Source organism: Bacillus cereus group sp. MYBK227-1 (assembly GCF_051916325.1).
GTDB classification, from domain to species: domain Bacteria; phylum Bacillota; class Bacilli; order Bacillales; family Bacillaceae_G; genus Bacillus_A; species Bacillus_A cereus.
Genome location: NZ_JBQAGK010000002.1, coordinates 281,621 through 296,254, shown reverse-complemented (window position 1 = coordinate 296,254; position 14,634 = coordinate 281,621). Strand labels below are relative to the sequence as shown.

Here is a 14,634-nt window from a genome sequence, read left to right as displayed (position 1 = left end):
ATCAGTGGGGTCATCCCCACTGATTATTTGCTCGCAAATATCGAGATAAAAAGGAGCGTAATGAACATGGCACATACTACTACATCTATGGAAATTTTCGGTTCACCTGAACAAGTATGGCAATTAATCGGAGGTTTCAACTCCCTTCCAGACTGGTTACCTTATATACCTAGCAGTAAATTAACGGAAGGCGGTCGTGTACGTCATCTAGCTAATCCAGATGGCGATACAATTATAGAACGCTTAGAAGTATTCAATGATAAAGAACGCTACTACACGTATTCAATCATGAATGCACCGTTCCCAGTCACTAATTATTTATCTACAATCCAGGTGAAAGAAGGTACTGAAAGTAACACATCGTTAGTAGAGTGGTCTGGTACATTCACTCCTGTTGAGGTTAGTGATGAAGAAGTAATAAATCTGTTTCATGGTATTTACAGCGATGGACTGAAAGCATTACAGCAAGCATTTCTAGATTAATTTACTAAAAACAATGAAAAGCAAAGCGATATCGCTTTGCTTTTTTTATAAAATCCCTTTTAACTTTTCACCAATTAACTTCGCTACATACTCATAACCTTCTGGCCCAAAGTGTAATCCATCTTTTTCATCATTTTCTACAAACCTTTTATAATTCAGTTCTTGAATCATTTCAGCATACAAATTTAGAAAATAGCTTCCTGTTTCTTTTGCCACTTCCTCTACCACGTCTGCATACTGACAGAGCACTTCATTTGTTCTATTATGCTGCCTCTCTTCATCAACTGGCGCAGGGCTAATAAGCAGCACTTTACCTGACGAAATATGGTTCACAATCTTCTCTAAATTTTCTTTGTATGCTTGTAATGACACTTGAGAAAAAGAAACTGCATCATTCGTACCAAGAAAAACTGTTACGAAATCTGGTTTATATGATATTACATCTTCTTCAATCCTATTTAACGCATCGAATGTATTATCACCTGGAACACCTGCATTCACTACTATCCAATTCGGAAACATCTCTTGCAAACGTGGTGTTAATCTCGGCATTCCATCAAAAAATGTTTCATCAGCTGTAATACTATCTCCAAAACATACTAACGTTTTCATTAAGCTACTCTCCTTTTACGTATGAAACAACTTTCCTTCTATTGCTTTTATATATCTGTCAGCAGAACGTTCAACTGCCTCATTTGCATTTTCTTTTACTACTCGATGAAAAGCGTTGTATAAACGATTAAACTGTAACGGCTTCACTCGATTCACCATTTCTTCCACTTTCCTCGCTGGTAGTGGAATTAAGTTTGGATAGCTGTACATGAAGCTTACCCACCGCTCATCTGCTACAACTTGAATAATATCACCTGTTAACAAAATCCCTTTTCCATCATTACCTTCTTCCCAATGCAATACAGAACCACCACTAAAATGTCCTCCAAGACGATGTACAGTAAGCCCATCAGCTAATTGTAAAGACTCACCAGACCAATAAATAATACGACTACTCGGACGCATCACCCACTCTTTATCATCTTCATGTATATAAATTGGTACATCAAATGTCTCTGCCCATTCTACTTGCGTTGAATAATAATGAGGATGAGACAATGCAATCGCATCTAATCCGCCAAGCTCTTTTATTTTCGTAATTGTCGTTTCATCTACATACGTAATACAGTCCCACAGTAAACGATATGACTCTGTTTTCACTACAAATGCCGTTTGACCGATCGCAAATCCTGGTTTTGTCGTAATACTATAAAGTCCATTTTCCTCTTTAATTATTTCATTTTTATATGTATCATCTGTTTGCAAATTTTCTAAAGTCGTCCAAGACTGCCCTTTCGGATTCACATACTGCCTTTCTTCATCACAAATATGACAACTCACTGGTTCTTCTACACTCGCTGCATACTGCACGCCACACGTTGTACAAACGAAATTTTTCATCATAATTCCCCCTATCCCTAAATTTTTATTAAGCTGCTTTTTTATGTTCAATTAATAAACTTATAAAAGTAAGTAAATAGACAAATGTAACCGATAATGGAATTACAGTAAATCCTTTTTCGCTTCTACAACATTCATCTCACCATCTCCCCTAAAAATATTTGTACTATAAAGTCACCTCAACCTCACCCATCCAATAACGCCAAGCTGCTAAATAATCTTCTAAATCTTTCGGGTGGTGCCGTAAACATGTATCTATACGCAAATATAATCCTATGACTATCTCTTCATATAAATCACGGTCATTTTTATGAAATACACATTGTTTCATCGCATAACCAATCGTTTCTTTTGTTAAATCTTCCGGAGTTGAACAGAACGCATAAATTAAATCATATATAGGATCTCCTAACATTGGTAAAGGATCAATTACACCGTGCAGTTTATTCTCTTGAAATATAAAATTATGAAATCCAAGATCACCATGCAATAAAAATGGCTGATTTATTCCAGTCCCCCTACTTGGACTATTTGCTAACTTAAAAACCGTTCTATACGCTTCCTCACTTATGTAACGTCTTACATTTTCATGAGCTTCCATCACATTTGTCGTTAAAAATTCATTCCAAGATTGAACTAGGTTTTCTTTCCATCCCCAGCCATCAATCTCTGTAGCTACTTCATACTTATTGATAACTTCCTTTACAAGTTTACAAAGAACGCTCCGTTTATGGCCTAGTTTGCAAAAAGTTGTGCCCTCAAGGAATGAGTAAACAATATAGCGATTTAAAGGTTCCTTATAAAAAAGCTTTGGAAATAATTCATCCTTTTTATAAAACTGAAGAAAATAAGCTTCTTCACGTATGACATCCGATTCATTCAACTTTACAACGTATTGTTCATCTAACAAATATATAGTACTTGTTGTTCCCCCGTTTAACACTTTTACACTATTTGGATAATGTGAAATCACTTTCTCCTTAACTAGTTGTGCAGTGATTATTGAAATATCCATTCTCTCACCCTTTAACTCCGAATATTCCCTTAATTCAAAAGACAACTTTACTATTATTTGACAAACATAAGGGAATTCCTCCTAAAAATCTTAATATAACAAAAGATAATTTTATCTCATTGCAACTGCGTCTTTCAATATTCCATCATATAGTTCATTCCATTGATGGTAATGCGATGTAATTTCTTCACTCCAAATGTTCTTCATTTAATCTAGTAATTTCTATTGAATTATCTCTTTCTTTTAACTTATGAGCCAAACTTTCTACACCAAACACTTCTGTAAACGTATGACTGCCTACAATTAAATTAATCCCTTTAAATTTCGCATGTTGCACTGTATATAATGTTTTTTCACCTGTTATGTACGTGTCACACCCTTTTTCTAATGCACGTTCAATCAAATTTGTATTGTTTCCTGCACCGGTTAAAATCGCAATCCGTTTTACTGGTTTATCGTGATTTCTCCAGCTCTTCACTTTCTCTTCCATTCTTTCTTCAAGTTTTCCAACTAAGTTTGAAAAAGGAATCGCTTCTTTATATTCTCCTATTCCCGGTAGTTCTTCTTCCTCATACGTGGAATATTCCAGTATTGTATCTATCCCAATTCCGTTAAATAACGATGTACATGTGCCAAACTTTACAAAATCTAACGGCAAATGAACCCAAAAATGATTTATTTCATATTGCTTCAATTTCTCAATACAAGCCTCTTCCATACCAAATAAAAAACTCCACGGCGCATGATGTGTAACTATCATATCGACTCCATTTCTATACGCTTCTTCAATAGTTTCTAACGTTAAATTTGTTGTGTAACCGATTTTGTGAAATTCATCTTTACTTATATGAGTAAAACCATATTCATCATCGCCGTATTTATGAAGATGCTCTCCAAATAGTGATGTTATATGTTCGTTAAACTGCTTTATATTCATTTTATTTCTCCTTTCATTTACTTTTATATTTCAAAAATAAGGAAATACTAAATAAAAACGTTACATACATATAGGAGGACACCATGAAACCTGAATTTTTAAAAGCTGTACATGATGCCATTGGAAACGTCGAACATATTCATATAGAAGAAAGCGGTGCTGACAGCTTACTTATCCATCATGATGATGCACAGCAATTACAACAAGTCGCTAAAACGCTAGAAAATAACAATTTTCGCTCTGCTTTAAGAACAACTGGAGATGCTTCGTATATTGAAGTGTTGAACAGATAATGAAAGTCCGGATGTATGCCGGGCTTTCTTTTTTATATTAAAACTTCAAACTCTTTCACATACACCGCTGTTCCAGCAATATCTATTTGTAACTTTTCGTTTTCTATCCCTTTCGTTACATAAACAGTTACACGACCATCTTTATTTATTTCCTGTCCTTGCTCAACGATTAAGTCCAATTCATGTTCAAAATCTTTCTCTAAATACTCCGCATAATACGCTCCCATTACACCTGAAGCTGTTCCTGTCACTGGATCTTCAATCGTCCCAGCATAAGCTGACGAGAAATGACGGCCATGCATTTGTGCTAGTTCATCATAAGTTTCTAGACAAATTGGGTGAATAGAAGCATTAGGTATTTCTTTTAATACCGATGGAAATGCAGCATTATTAGGTTTCATTCTCTCACACGCATCTAGATTTTTAATCGGCACAATTACAGTCCAGTTTCCTGTACTTCCATATACTATCGGTAAACTTACATCTAAATCATTTACTTCTAAACCAATACTATGAGCTAATTCTTCTTTTGAACCTGCAAAATCTTTAAACTGAGGTGCTGTCTGCCTCATTTTAATAAAGGTTTCTCCATTTTCATTTACACCTATTTGTATCGGTAAAATCCCTGCCTTCGTTTCAATCGTAAGGTTACTTTTCTCTTCTAATAAACCTTTTTCGCGCAAGGCATATATCGTCCCTACTGTCCCATGACCACATAAATCCATTTCAAAACCAGGTGTAAAATAGCGCATTCTTATATCTCCTACTTCTGAGGAAAGAACAAAAGTTGTTTCGTTATATCCAACTTTTTCAGCAATAATTTGCATTTCCTCTTCCGTTAATCCATCTGCTTCTAATACAATACCTGCTGGATTACCCTTATTTGGTTTATTCGTAAATGCGTCATAATGAAATACGTTTATAGTCTTCATTTTCTTTTCCCCTTATTTGTCCATTTCTTTATTTTTATAATCAATAAGAAAATTGATCTAACCAACTTTCATAATCATCATTTTGGAACGGACGGATCATCAGTCTCTCTGTCTCTACCTGTAATAGCGGCAGCTTCATTTATATCTCTTCCCTCAATTGTTTTTCGAATATTCTTTATTATCTTACACAAAATACAAAATCTAGTAAATCATTATGTTTTTAATACATAAAAACCCAGTCATGCCTTATACATAACTGGGTTCTCCATCGTTTTATAATTTTCTATTTCACAAGAACTACATCTCGTAATTCCCTCTTCAACACTTTTCCTAAAGCGTTTTTCGGTAACTCGTCTATGAATACTACTTCTGGTATTTTATAACTTGCTAACTTCTCCTTACAATACTGAATAATACTTTCTTCTGTTAATGTTGTTTCGCCATCCTTCACAATGTAAGCTCTTGGAACCTCTCCCCAAAAGTCATCTGGAACTCCAACTACTGCAACTTCTAAAACACCTTGTATTTCATGAATAACATCTTCTACTTGATCTGGATATACGTTGTCACCACCGCGTATAATAACGTCTTTATATCTTCCCATAATATGCAGGAATCCATCATCATCTATCATGCCAGCATCGCCCATGTTAAACCAGTTATCTTTTACTACCTTCTTTGTCGCCTTTTCATTATTCCAATACCCTTTAAACATGTATGGACTTTTCACATGAATCTCTCCAACTTCATTTGTTGTTAGTTCATGTCCTGTTTCCGGATGAACAATTTTCACCTCTACATTTTTCAAGGTCTTTCCTACAGAAGACATCTTTTCTTTTCCCATCATTGGATGCCATGAGGTTACAACCCAACCTTCTGTACTACCATAACCTTGCACCATATATATTCCTTTTTCCATATATTTTTGAATGAGTGTTTCTGGCACTTTTGTACCACCGCTTTGTGCTACTTTAAAGGTTGAAATATTACGTTCTTTTTTATTTAATTCATCAAGCATGTAACTATAAACAGCAGGGAACGCAAGCATCGTAGTAATTTTCTCTTCTTCAATCTTATCCCAAATAAGAGTAGGATTCGAATCAGCTAAGAAAATCATCGTAACGCCATGATAAATACAATTTAAAATAGAAAGCACGCCACTCATATGGAACAATGGATGCACAGATAAAAAGCGTTCACCTGCTTGGATTTCTCTTTGTCCCGCAATTTCAGCAAAATAGTGATGTAAGTTTTTATGTCCAATTACACATGCTTTCGCCTGTCCAGTCGTTCCTGAAGTAAATAAGTAAATGGCGTCGTCTTCTTCATGAACTTCTACGTTCGGTTCTGTCGTTGGCTGTTTTTGCAGCTCTAATTCAAATGAACCAAAACCTTCTTTTGTCGTTTGAATTACATAAGGAATTTCTTTAACAGCATCAACATTTAATAACACTTCACTAAATTCTTCATCAATAACTAACACTTTTAATTTCGCTTCTTTTACAATTGTTTCTAATTCATATACAGTAAGCTGATGATTTAGCGGAATAAATACCGCTCCAATTTTTAAACTTGCCATCATAACGCTTGGAAATGGGTGATTATTTTTGCATAGTATTCCTATACGATCTCCTCTTTGCACACCATTATGTAACAAATAATGTGCAAGCTGATTTACTCGTTCATTATATTGCTGAAACGAATATCTTTTCTTCCCTCCTACAAGCGCTTCCAAATTTGGTGACTGCATTGCTCTCTTTTGTAATAATTGTCGCATCGTTCTCAAGTAAAACTCCCCTTTATATATGTTAGTTTTTTTATTTTACCAGATTAACTATTAATTTACTAAAGATTACACTTAGTGAATATAAGAAGAATATAAAATAGCCATTTACTTCACAAGTAAATGGCTATTTTTCATTATATATTAGAATACTTCTTGTTCATTACATATTGCACATACTCAGGTGCACTTTTATCAATCTCTTCATCACTTAGTTTATATTCTGCACCATATAAATAAAAGGAAGGTATAAATTCCATACCTGTATATAGGCATGTAGCTTGGAATGGTTTCGTCAACTCATCCATTGTAATCCCACTATTTTCATAGTCTTTTTCTAATCCACCTATAGAAATAGCTACACCAAATTCTTTCCCCTTCACTTTATCTCCTTGTGATCCGTACGCAAATCCATATGTTAATACATCATCGAACCATTTTTTTAATAATGGTGGTGTGCTGTACCAGTAAAGCGGAAATTGAAATATATATCTGTCATGTTCTACTAATAACTTTTGCTCTTGTTCAATATTAAACTCCCAATTTGGTGCCACCTTATATAATTCATGCACCGTAATTTCACCTGAATGTTTCTCAAGTTCTTCTATCCATCTTTTATTAATTTTTGATTTTTCAATATGAGGGTGTGCTACAATTACAAGTGTTCTCATCATTTTCCAGCCCCTTTATAAATTAATCAATCCTTTACGTATTAGTATGAATGAGTTACATATAATTGAAAAGTACGTACTTTCAGGTACTATAGGAACCTTGAAGTACCTTTGGAGGTGTTATATGAATCAAAATGATAATTGCCCAATTGCAACAACACTCGATGTAATCGGTGGAAAATGGAAAGTTCATATTTTATGTATTTTGTCGGATGGAAAAATGCGAACAAATGAAATTAAACGAGAAATCCCAAACATTACACAAAAGGTTCTTACACAACAACTTCGGCAACTTGAAGCTGATGGGATTATCTATCGTACCGTATATCAAGAAGTACCACCAAAGGTTGAGTACACACTAAGTGAATACGGAAAATCTTTAATGCAAATAATGGATAATCTGTTTGAATGGGGAAAAGATCATCAAATTAAAAGATTACATGACTAAAAAAGCACTATATACTTTGTTTAATCCTCTACGTTCATATTTTTTATTTCTATAAAGTTTATTTTCATCATTTTTTAGCTAACTTGTTTTCTTAGATTGATGGACGTGACCCCACATCCATCAATCTAAAAAGATACAATTAGAAAAATGAGATTTCTATAAAGTTTCGCATATAAACACTACTTCCGCCTCATTAAGCGCTCGCTCTACTTTTTCTAATCTCAATTGTACGTAAGCTATAAAGAGGCACCCCTAAACCGAGAATTTTTTCATTATTAGACGCATTAGAACCTAAGGTAATAGTAGGTACATTTAAACCCATAAACCTTTCACTCCATTCTATAGGCATATAAAAAGATACTCCTTAAAAATAAAAAACGCTATTCTCTCTGTAAAATCATAGAAAAGAATAGCGTTTTTTATTTTGAAATAGAAGTCATTATTTAAACTAAACATGCTAATATTGATTTTGTGCGATTGTCAGTTACCTCATAATAAATTTCTAATCCTTTCCGAGTACCTGTAACCATTTTAGCAGCTTTTAGTTTAGATAAATGTTGACTAATTGTACTTTGAGGCATTTGTAAATCCCCATACATTGTTGTTACATTAGTAGGACCTTTTGCAAGCATTATTTTTACTAAAGATAGACGAACTGGATGCGCCAATACCTTTAACACCTCAGCGATTTCTTGAAACATTTCTTTTTTTTCTTTCATCTTATTTCTCCCCTTTTATATACATATTTATGTTATCCATATATATAATTCGAAGGTATATGCGTTTTTGTGTCCGTCATTTAAAAAAAATATAAAAAAACTTTAATCCGAAACTAAAGGATTAGTTTAACATAATGTCTCACTATTAATGATGAATAGGAATCTCGTTATAGAAGCAGCAGTTTTTATGCTACAACTCTACATTCAACTAACTAAAACTAATGAAAAAAAGAGCAGATAGTCCGCTCTTTTATGATGCCTCCTTATGTTCCGTGGAATGTTTAACACTCCCCAGTCTCTTTAGTTTATTCCACCCTACCGCTACTCCTCGAAGCGATGAGAATATAGATTTAATGACAACATAAGTCATAAATTGACGATAAATAAAACGTTGTAAAATTAACCATACTAATGGTTTCGGATTTTCTTCCTCTAATTTAAATGCGAACAGAGAAGCGAAAAGATCCATTAAAAAGAATACAAAATAAAATCCTAAAACTTTTACCGGATTACTACTAAATAGTCCTATAATCATTAATATATCTGCAAAAGGAGCAATGAATTGCAGAACATATTGGAATAACCACATGTTAGGCAGTGCAATAAACCCTAACGTTTTATGTTTTGAATTACACAACGCTTTTCGATGTTTCCAAAGACATTGAAGTGTACCGTATGACCAACGATATCGCTGTTTAATGAGACTTTTCACATCCTCAGGTGATTCCGTAAAAGCATGCGCTTTTTCTTCATATACAATTCTATGCCCTTGACGTAAAAATGTAATAGTAAGATCGGTATCTTCTGCTAATGTATCTTCGCTTAAATATCCAGATTCAACTACATTCTTCTTGCGCCACGCCCCAATAGCTCCTGGAACGACTGTAATACAATTTAACTCATCAAAAGCTCTACGTTCTAAATTAAACCCTGTAATATACTCAACATGTTGCCAAGTAGTTAACAAATTCCGTCTATTCCCCACTTTGACATTACCTGAAACTGCAGCTACATTCTGATCTTCAAAGTGTCTAACCATTAAAGAAATAGCGTCTTGCGCAATAATAGTATCCGCATCTAAAGTGACAATGATTTCTCCTCGCGATTGTTGAAACCCTAGGTTCATTGCCGATGATTTCCCGCCATTTTCTTTCTGAATGAAACGAACTTTAGGGTGTTTATAAAATGTTTCTTTCATTACTTTTGACGTACCATCTGTCGATCCGTCATCCACAACAATAACTTCAAATTCTCTATAATTACTATTCAAAATTGAGTGAATCGTCTTGGCTATCACCTTTTCTTCATTATATGCCGCTATGACAACACTAACAAAAGGTTGATAAGACGAATTAATATAGCGAGATAACGTTTTTCTTTTCTGCTTCCATGCAAAATAAATTAAGAATAAAAATCGAAAAATCCCTAATCCAATAGCAATATAAAAAATAGTAGTTAATATATGTTTAAAGTATCCCGCTCCTGAAAAGACAGCTTTATTGTAAAGTAAATATTGCTTCCCCTCAGAAGAAACAGGAGGCATAATTTCATCTCGTTCTTTATTCATTAAATCTGAAATTGTTACAAAACTATATCCATGCTTTTTTAGGTCTTTAATAATGATTGGGAGCGCCTCTACTGTATGTGTACGATTCCCTCCCGCATCATGGAGAAGAATAATATTTCCCTCTCCCTTATAAATGGGATTAAGAGCACGCTTTACTAATTCATTTGTTGATGGTGTTGCCCAGTCTTCGGGATCAACTTTTTCCGCTACCATTGTATAGTTCATATTTTGTGCACGTAAAATAGGCAATATTTCATTTGAGGAATCCGGGTTAGCATCCGCTTCATATGGCGGTCTAAATAAAACCGTAGAATGTCCAGTTACTTCCTGAATTAAACGTTGCGTCGTATTAAGTTCTACTTTCGTTCGTAGTAAAGACGTATCAGCTATGTTAGGATGCTTGAAAGTATGATTGCCAATTTCATGCCCTTCATCGTATATTCTTTTTACAATACTAGTATTTAGTTGTGCGTTTTCACCAAGTACAAAAAAAGCAGCTTTTATTTGATTCTCTTTTAATATATCTAAAATTTCTGGCGTATATTTCGGGTCTGGTCCATCATCAAATGTTAATACTACTTGTTTCCCATTTGGTTTTCCATATCGTTGCACTTCATATGCAGATGGTAAGGATTGATATACTTCATCTGTAAGGTAACCATCTTTGCCTACTTTAAAATCTCTCAATCCATTTTTTCTTTCATTCTCAATCTGTAAAATTTCACCTTGTCCAGAATAATTTACTTCATCTAAACTATTGATTTTATGTAATACATTAGGATTTTTTTGTACCTCAATCGGATTTTTTAAAACTTTCCATATTGTAGGATCTTCTGCTCCTAATCTCCATAGCGCAAATCCATTTGCATTATTGTCCATTGCGATTTTCACTTGATTATAGAGAGTAACGCCATCTAAGAACCAAGCAGTATGTTCTTTCTCTCCTGTTTTATATCTAAAATAAGGGTTCCCACTACTCTTATCCCATTGAATTTTCATATTTGAACCTTGAGCCATTGCCATAACTTCTGAAAAAGTTAATGATTTCACTGGTTCTTTACTATTCACTTCCCAATCATATCCATAGTTACCGAAAGCAACTATAAGTTTATTAGACGGAATATTCAGTTCTTTCAATGTATGTTGGAACCACTTATTTGAAGCAATTGGTCCTGGTTCCCCGGCTCCATAGTGCTCATCGTACATCATTACAATCATTCGATCTATTATTTTTGCTAACGCACTATAATCAAAAGCCTTATCATTAGCTGGAACATCTTGTGTAACGAGCAAATCATGTTGATGAAATTCCGTAGTAAGTTCTTTCATAAAATTTGTTAAGTTTTCTCTATCACTTTCAGGTACGGCCTCAAAGTCAATATTAATTCCTGAAAAATGATTCTTTTTAACTTGGCTTACTAAATCATTAATAAACTTTGTCTTTACATCATTTGAGGAATTCAGTAACTTATGAATTAGCCCACTATCAGGACCAGAAGCTTCCTCAGTATAATTAGTAAGCAAAGGCATAATCTTCACTTGATTTTTTTCTGCCAACTTTACTATCTCAGGTTTGATTTCACTTCTAATCGTTAAATCTGCTTTTAAATGATACCACTCTGGTACTAACGTAGTTAAGGAATCGATATTTTCTTTTAAAGAAGCGGTACTATTTTCATCCCAGTTTACATAAAAACCATACACTTCTTTAGGTTGTTTACTATCCTTCGGCGGATTCACCAAATTTTCATTATCCTTCGTTCCGGTATTTGGGTTAAATTCTTCCTTCTTTAACTGCTGATCACTAAGTTTTTGATTAATTGGTACAAGTTTAGTATCTTGTTGTACAGCGGTATTCATATTTGGAATTTCTGGTGTTGAAAAAATACTTTGAAAGAAAAAATAAAATACAACACCTACACTAACTATTGAGATACATAGAAACGAAATAAAGGCTATGTTTCTCCTTCCTTTCGGATCATAAAAAACAGGTTTTTCTTTATCTTTCTCTTGTTGAATGTTTTTCTCCATTATATTTTTCACATACTCCTTCTTAATAGAACTATAAAATAATAAAGTGCAACTTTAATCAGCCCTCACCAATTGGGCATTTACAAGCAGCCCAACTCCCACCTAACTTCTTTGCTCCAGCCAAATTTTGAGATGGGAGTTTTACTGCCCACAATAGCGAGAGAAATCCTTTTAGCTTTGAAATGAATCTCTCACTTCCATATTCTATTGATTCTTCTTCTCATTCCCTTGCTGGTGGCCTCTATTTTCTTGTTGAGACCCCCTACCGTTGTTCCCTTGCTCGTTTCCGTCATTTTCTTTCTGGGATCCTCTTCCATTGTTCCCTTGCTGATTCCCGTTATTTCCTTGTTGAGGATCTCTTCCATTATTCCCTTGCCCATTTCCATTATTCCCTTGTTGAGACCCTCTTCCGTTGTTCCCTTGCTCGTTCCCATTATTTCCTTGTTGAGACCCTCTTCCGTTGTTCCCTTGTCCATTTCCATTATTCCCTTGTTGAGACCCTCTTCCGTTGTTCCCTTGTCCATTTCCATTATTCCCTTGTTGTGATCCTCTTCCGTTGTTCCCTTGCCCATTTCCATTATTCCCTTGTTGTGATCCTCTTCCGTTGTTCCCTTGCCCATTTCCATTATTTCCTTGTTGAGATTCTCTACTGTTATTCTCCTGTTGATTCCCTCTATTTTCTTGCTGAGATCCTCTTCCATTGTTTTCTTTTATTTGCTTCGATGGCTGTCCCTCTGTTTTCTTTTGTTCTTTCTGCTCTTGCTTTTCATATTTTTTTTCTTTTACAGGAGATAAATCCATTGATGCATCAGGAGATGACTCCGGCTGTGATTGCACCTCTTCTTCATTTTCCACCGGATTAGGCGGCGTGGCAGGAGGAGTAAGCGATTTGTTTTTCTCATTCTCTTGCTTTATATAGACACCTGTGCCAATTCCAGCTTTTCTAGCATTCTCTCGTACTTGCATCGTGCTACTTTGATATTCAACTGTAATATGTTTTAACTCATATTCTTTCTTTAATTCTTTCATTGCCTTTTCCAAAAGTGGTTCTAGTGCCTTGTCCTTTGCAACAGCTGTTAGCATAACTTGCTTATCTTTCGTTAAATACTTATCCTCTTGACTTTGCTTTATAATAGTACGTATTACTTCTTGCAATTGTTTATTTTCCCAATGCTTCAATTCTTTTAAAATACGCCTTCCATCATCATTACAAGCCTGCAAATCTATAACACGAAAATCCTTTGTTACGCTCACCTCTAAACTTGGATTTATATCAACTGAGACGTAAGCAAATACTTTTTCTTCTGGTTGGTTGTAGAAAAACAGCACTGCAAATAGAAAACAAGCAACAAGTATTGATGCAGGTTTTAGAAAGGAAGGGATCGAAAAATACGATGCTTTTTGTTCTTGCTCATCAAATGAGATTTCCTCCCCGATCATGCAAGAATCCCCTTTTCTTTTACACGTAATAAACTCTCCATTTGGTGTTAAAACAACTACGCTATGCTTTTTTATATCCATCACAATTCCTTTATTCATCATGCTTTTCCCCTCTTATGTAATCCAGAATATATGTATAGTTGTTTGCAAAAATAATACACATTGCAATAATGTATTTTCTATGTCGTTCCAACGTTTTACGACTTACCCTAACACGCGGTTCAATATGTTTAAGCGGTAACTTTTTCTTTCGGAACAGCTCTTCCATCATTTCCTCTTCTTTTATAATAATTTTTACAATTTCTATTAAGTGCTCACGCGTATCACGATGCTTAGGAGATTCTTTAGCAAGCTCTGAGAATGTGATTTTAAACTCAGCTAGCACACTTTGAAAATGAAGAATTTCCTCCTTACGGTTACTATTTTCCATCTCTTTCATATACTCCGTAAGCGACACTTGCATTTCTAACATTTCCTCTTGCTCATCTTCTTTTAAAAAGACAAAGTTATGTTTAGACTCCTTACGTATATAGTCAATTACATCTCTTTTTATAAGAAGATCAGCAAACGCTAAAAAGGATTTTCCTTTTGTATAGGAATACTGTTCAATTGCTTCGTTAAATGCAAACAATCCAATGCTATATTCATCATCCTGTTCTGTAATATATCGGCGGCAGACAGATGAGATTGATTTTCTAATAAAAGGCTGATACTGTACGATAAACGCTTCTTTATCTTCTTCGTTGTTTTGTATGTTACATACGATATCTTCTATTTTCGGTTTTCTTAAGATCTTCATTACTAAACTCAACACTTGTAATCTCCCAGCCTCCTTCAAATAGCAAAATGGCCACTACACAAGT

Annotated in this window: 15 protein-coding genes and 2 pseudogenes; 3 read left to right on the top strand and 14 right to left on the bottom strand. The window is 34.5% G+C overall.

The annotated features are described in order from the left end of the window. The first annotated feature begins 66 nt into the window (after positions 1 to 66). A complete protein-coding gene (locus tag ACTFRM_RS08610) occupies positions 67 to 483 on the top strand; it encodes an SRPBCC family protein (RefSeq protein ID WP_000951522.1) in 417 nt (138 codons plus the stop codon). A 45-nt stretch (positions 484 to 528) separates the two neighbouring features. On the opposite strand, the gene ACTFRM_RS08605 is transcribed toward ACTFRM_RS08610, so the two are convergent. The 5 genes and pseudogenes from ACTFRM_RS08605 to ACTFRM_RS08585 all read right to left on the bottom strand — a co-directional run bounded on the left by ACTFRM_RS08605 (position 529) and on the right by ACTFRM_RS08585 (position 3,887). Further along, on the bottom strand, positions 529 to 1,095 hold the full coding sequence (locus ACTFRM_RS08605) for an SGNH/GDSL hydrolase family protein (RefSeq protein WP_000855206.1): 567 nt from the start codon (positions 1,093 to 1,095) through the stop codon (positions 529 to 531). Positions 1,096 to 1,110: 15 nt separating this feature from the next. Continuing rightward, positions 1,111 to 1,938, bottom strand: coding sequence for a hypothetical protein (locus tag ACTFRM_RS08600; RefSeq protein WP_440043211.1), 828 nt, complete (start codon positions 1,936 to 1,938; stop codon positions 1,111 to 1,113). Between the two features lie 25 nt (positions 1,939 to 1,963). After that, positions 1,964 to 2,059, bottom strand: a pseudogene (locus ACTFRM_RS08595) (DUF7010 family protein); the annotation flags it as partial. Positions 2,060 to 2,101: 42 nt separating this feature from the next. Next, positions 2,102 to 2,950, bottom strand: a complete 849-nt coding sequence (locus ACTFRM_RS08590) for a phosphotransferase (RefSeq protein ID WP_440043210.1) — start codon at positions 2,948 to 2,950, stop codon at positions 2,102 to 2,104. A 187-nt stretch (positions 2,951 to 3,137) separates the two neighbouring features. After that, entirely contained in the window at positions 3,138 to 3,887 is a 750-nt protein-coding gene (locus tag ACTFRM_RS08585; protein ID WP_426865905.1) for a Nif3-like dinuclear metal center hexameric protein, read from the bottom strand. Between the two features lie 83 nt (positions 3,888 to 3,970). On the opposite strand from ACTFRM_RS08585, the gene ACTFRM_RS08580 reads away from it, so the two are divergent. After that, positions 3,971 to 4,180 carry a hypothetical protein gene (locus ACTFRM_RS08580; protein ID WP_000801653.1) on the top strand — a complete coding sequence of 70 codons (210 nt, stop codon included), beginning with the start codon at positions 3,971 to 3,973 and terminating at the stop codon, positions 4,178 to 4,180. 32 nt (positions 4,181 to 4,212) lie between these two features. On the opposite strand, the gene ACTFRM_RS08575 is transcribed toward ACTFRM_RS08580, so the two are convergent. From ACTFRM_RS08575 to ACTFRM_RS08560, 4 genes and pseudogenes are all read right to left on the bottom strand, one after another. Continuing rightward, positions 4,213 to 5,112: a PhzF family phenazine biosynthesis isomerase gene (locus tag ACTFRM_RS08575; protein WP_000849321.1), complete on the bottom strand. Its 900-nt coding sequence runs from the start codon at positions 5,110 to 5,112 to the stop codon at positions 4,213 to 4,215. 46 nt (positions 5,113 to 5,158) lie between these two features. Beyond that, a pseudogene (locus ACTFRM_RS08570) lies at positions 5,159 to 5,251 on the bottom strand (GNAT family N-acetyltransferase); the annotation flags it as partial. 144 nt (positions 5,252 to 5,395) lie between these two features. Further along, complete coding sequence (locus tag ACTFRM_RS08565; RefSeq protein WP_229175247.1) at positions 5,396 to 6,889, bottom strand: class I adenylate-forming enzyme family protein; 1,494 nt, start codon at positions 6,887 to 6,889, stop codon at positions 5,396 to 5,398. Between the two features lie 143 nt (positions 6,890 to 7,032). Next, complete coding sequence (locus tag ACTFRM_RS08560) at positions 7,033 to 7,566, bottom strand: NAD(P)H-dependent oxidoreductase (RefSeq protein WP_426866062.1); 534 nt, start codon at positions 7,564 to 7,566, stop codon at positions 7,033 to 7,035. A gap of 124 nt (positions 7,567 to 7,690) precedes the next feature. Between ACTFRM_RS08560 and ACTFRM_RS08555 the strand changes: the two genes are divergently transcribed. Beyond that, positions 7,691 to 8,014: a winged helix-turn-helix transcriptional regulator gene (locus ACTFRM_RS08555; RefSeq protein ID WP_001072981.1), complete on the top strand. Its 324-nt coding sequence runs from the start codon at positions 7,691 to 7,693 to the stop codon at positions 8,012 to 8,014. A 193-nt stretch (positions 8,015 to 8,207) separates the two neighbouring features. On the opposite strand, the gene ACTFRM_RS08550 is transcribed toward ACTFRM_RS08555, so the two are convergent. The 5 genes from ACTFRM_RS08550 to sigI all read right to left on the bottom strand — a co-directional run bounded on the left by ACTFRM_RS08550 (position 8,208) and on the right by sigI (position 14,585). Continuing rightward, positions 8,208 to 8,363 (bottom strand): hypothetical protein, encoded by a 156-nt coding sequence (locus ACTFRM_RS08550; protein WP_033666297.1) that lies wholly within the window; start codon positions 8,361 to 8,363, stop codon positions 8,208 to 8,210. A 94-nt stretch (positions 8,364 to 8,457) separates the two neighbouring features. Continuing rightward, positions 8,458 to 8,733 (bottom strand): ArsR/SmtB family transcription factor, encoded by a 276-nt coding sequence (locus ACTFRM_RS08545; protein WP_000660066.1) that lies wholly within the window; start codon positions 8,731 to 8,733, stop codon positions 8,458 to 8,460. A 250-nt stretch (positions 8,734 to 8,983) separates the two neighbouring features. Continuing rightward, positions 8,984 to 12,331 (bottom strand): glycosyltransferase, encoded by a 3,348-nt coding sequence (locus ACTFRM_RS08540; RefSeq protein WP_440043207.1) that lies wholly within the window; start codon positions 12,329 to 12,331, stop codon positions 8,984 to 8,986. A 204-nt stretch (positions 12,332 to 12,535) separates the two neighbouring features. Continuing rightward, a complete protein-coding gene (locus ACTFRM_RS08535; RefSeq protein ID WP_059303564.1) occupies positions 12,536 to 13,873 on the bottom strand; it encodes an anti-sigma factor domain-containing protein in 1,338 nt (445 codons plus the stop codon). Continuing rightward, complete coding sequence (sigI, locus tag ACTFRM_RS08530; RefSeq protein ID WP_002082432.1) at positions 13,863 to 14,585, bottom strand: RNA polymerase sigma factor SigI; 723 nt, start codon at positions 14,583 to 14,585, stop codon at positions 13,863 to 13,865. The genes ACTFRM_RS08535 and sigI overlap by 11 nt, the downstream gene beginning before the upstream one ends. Between the last annotated feature and the right edge of the window lie 49 nt (positions 14,586 to 14,634).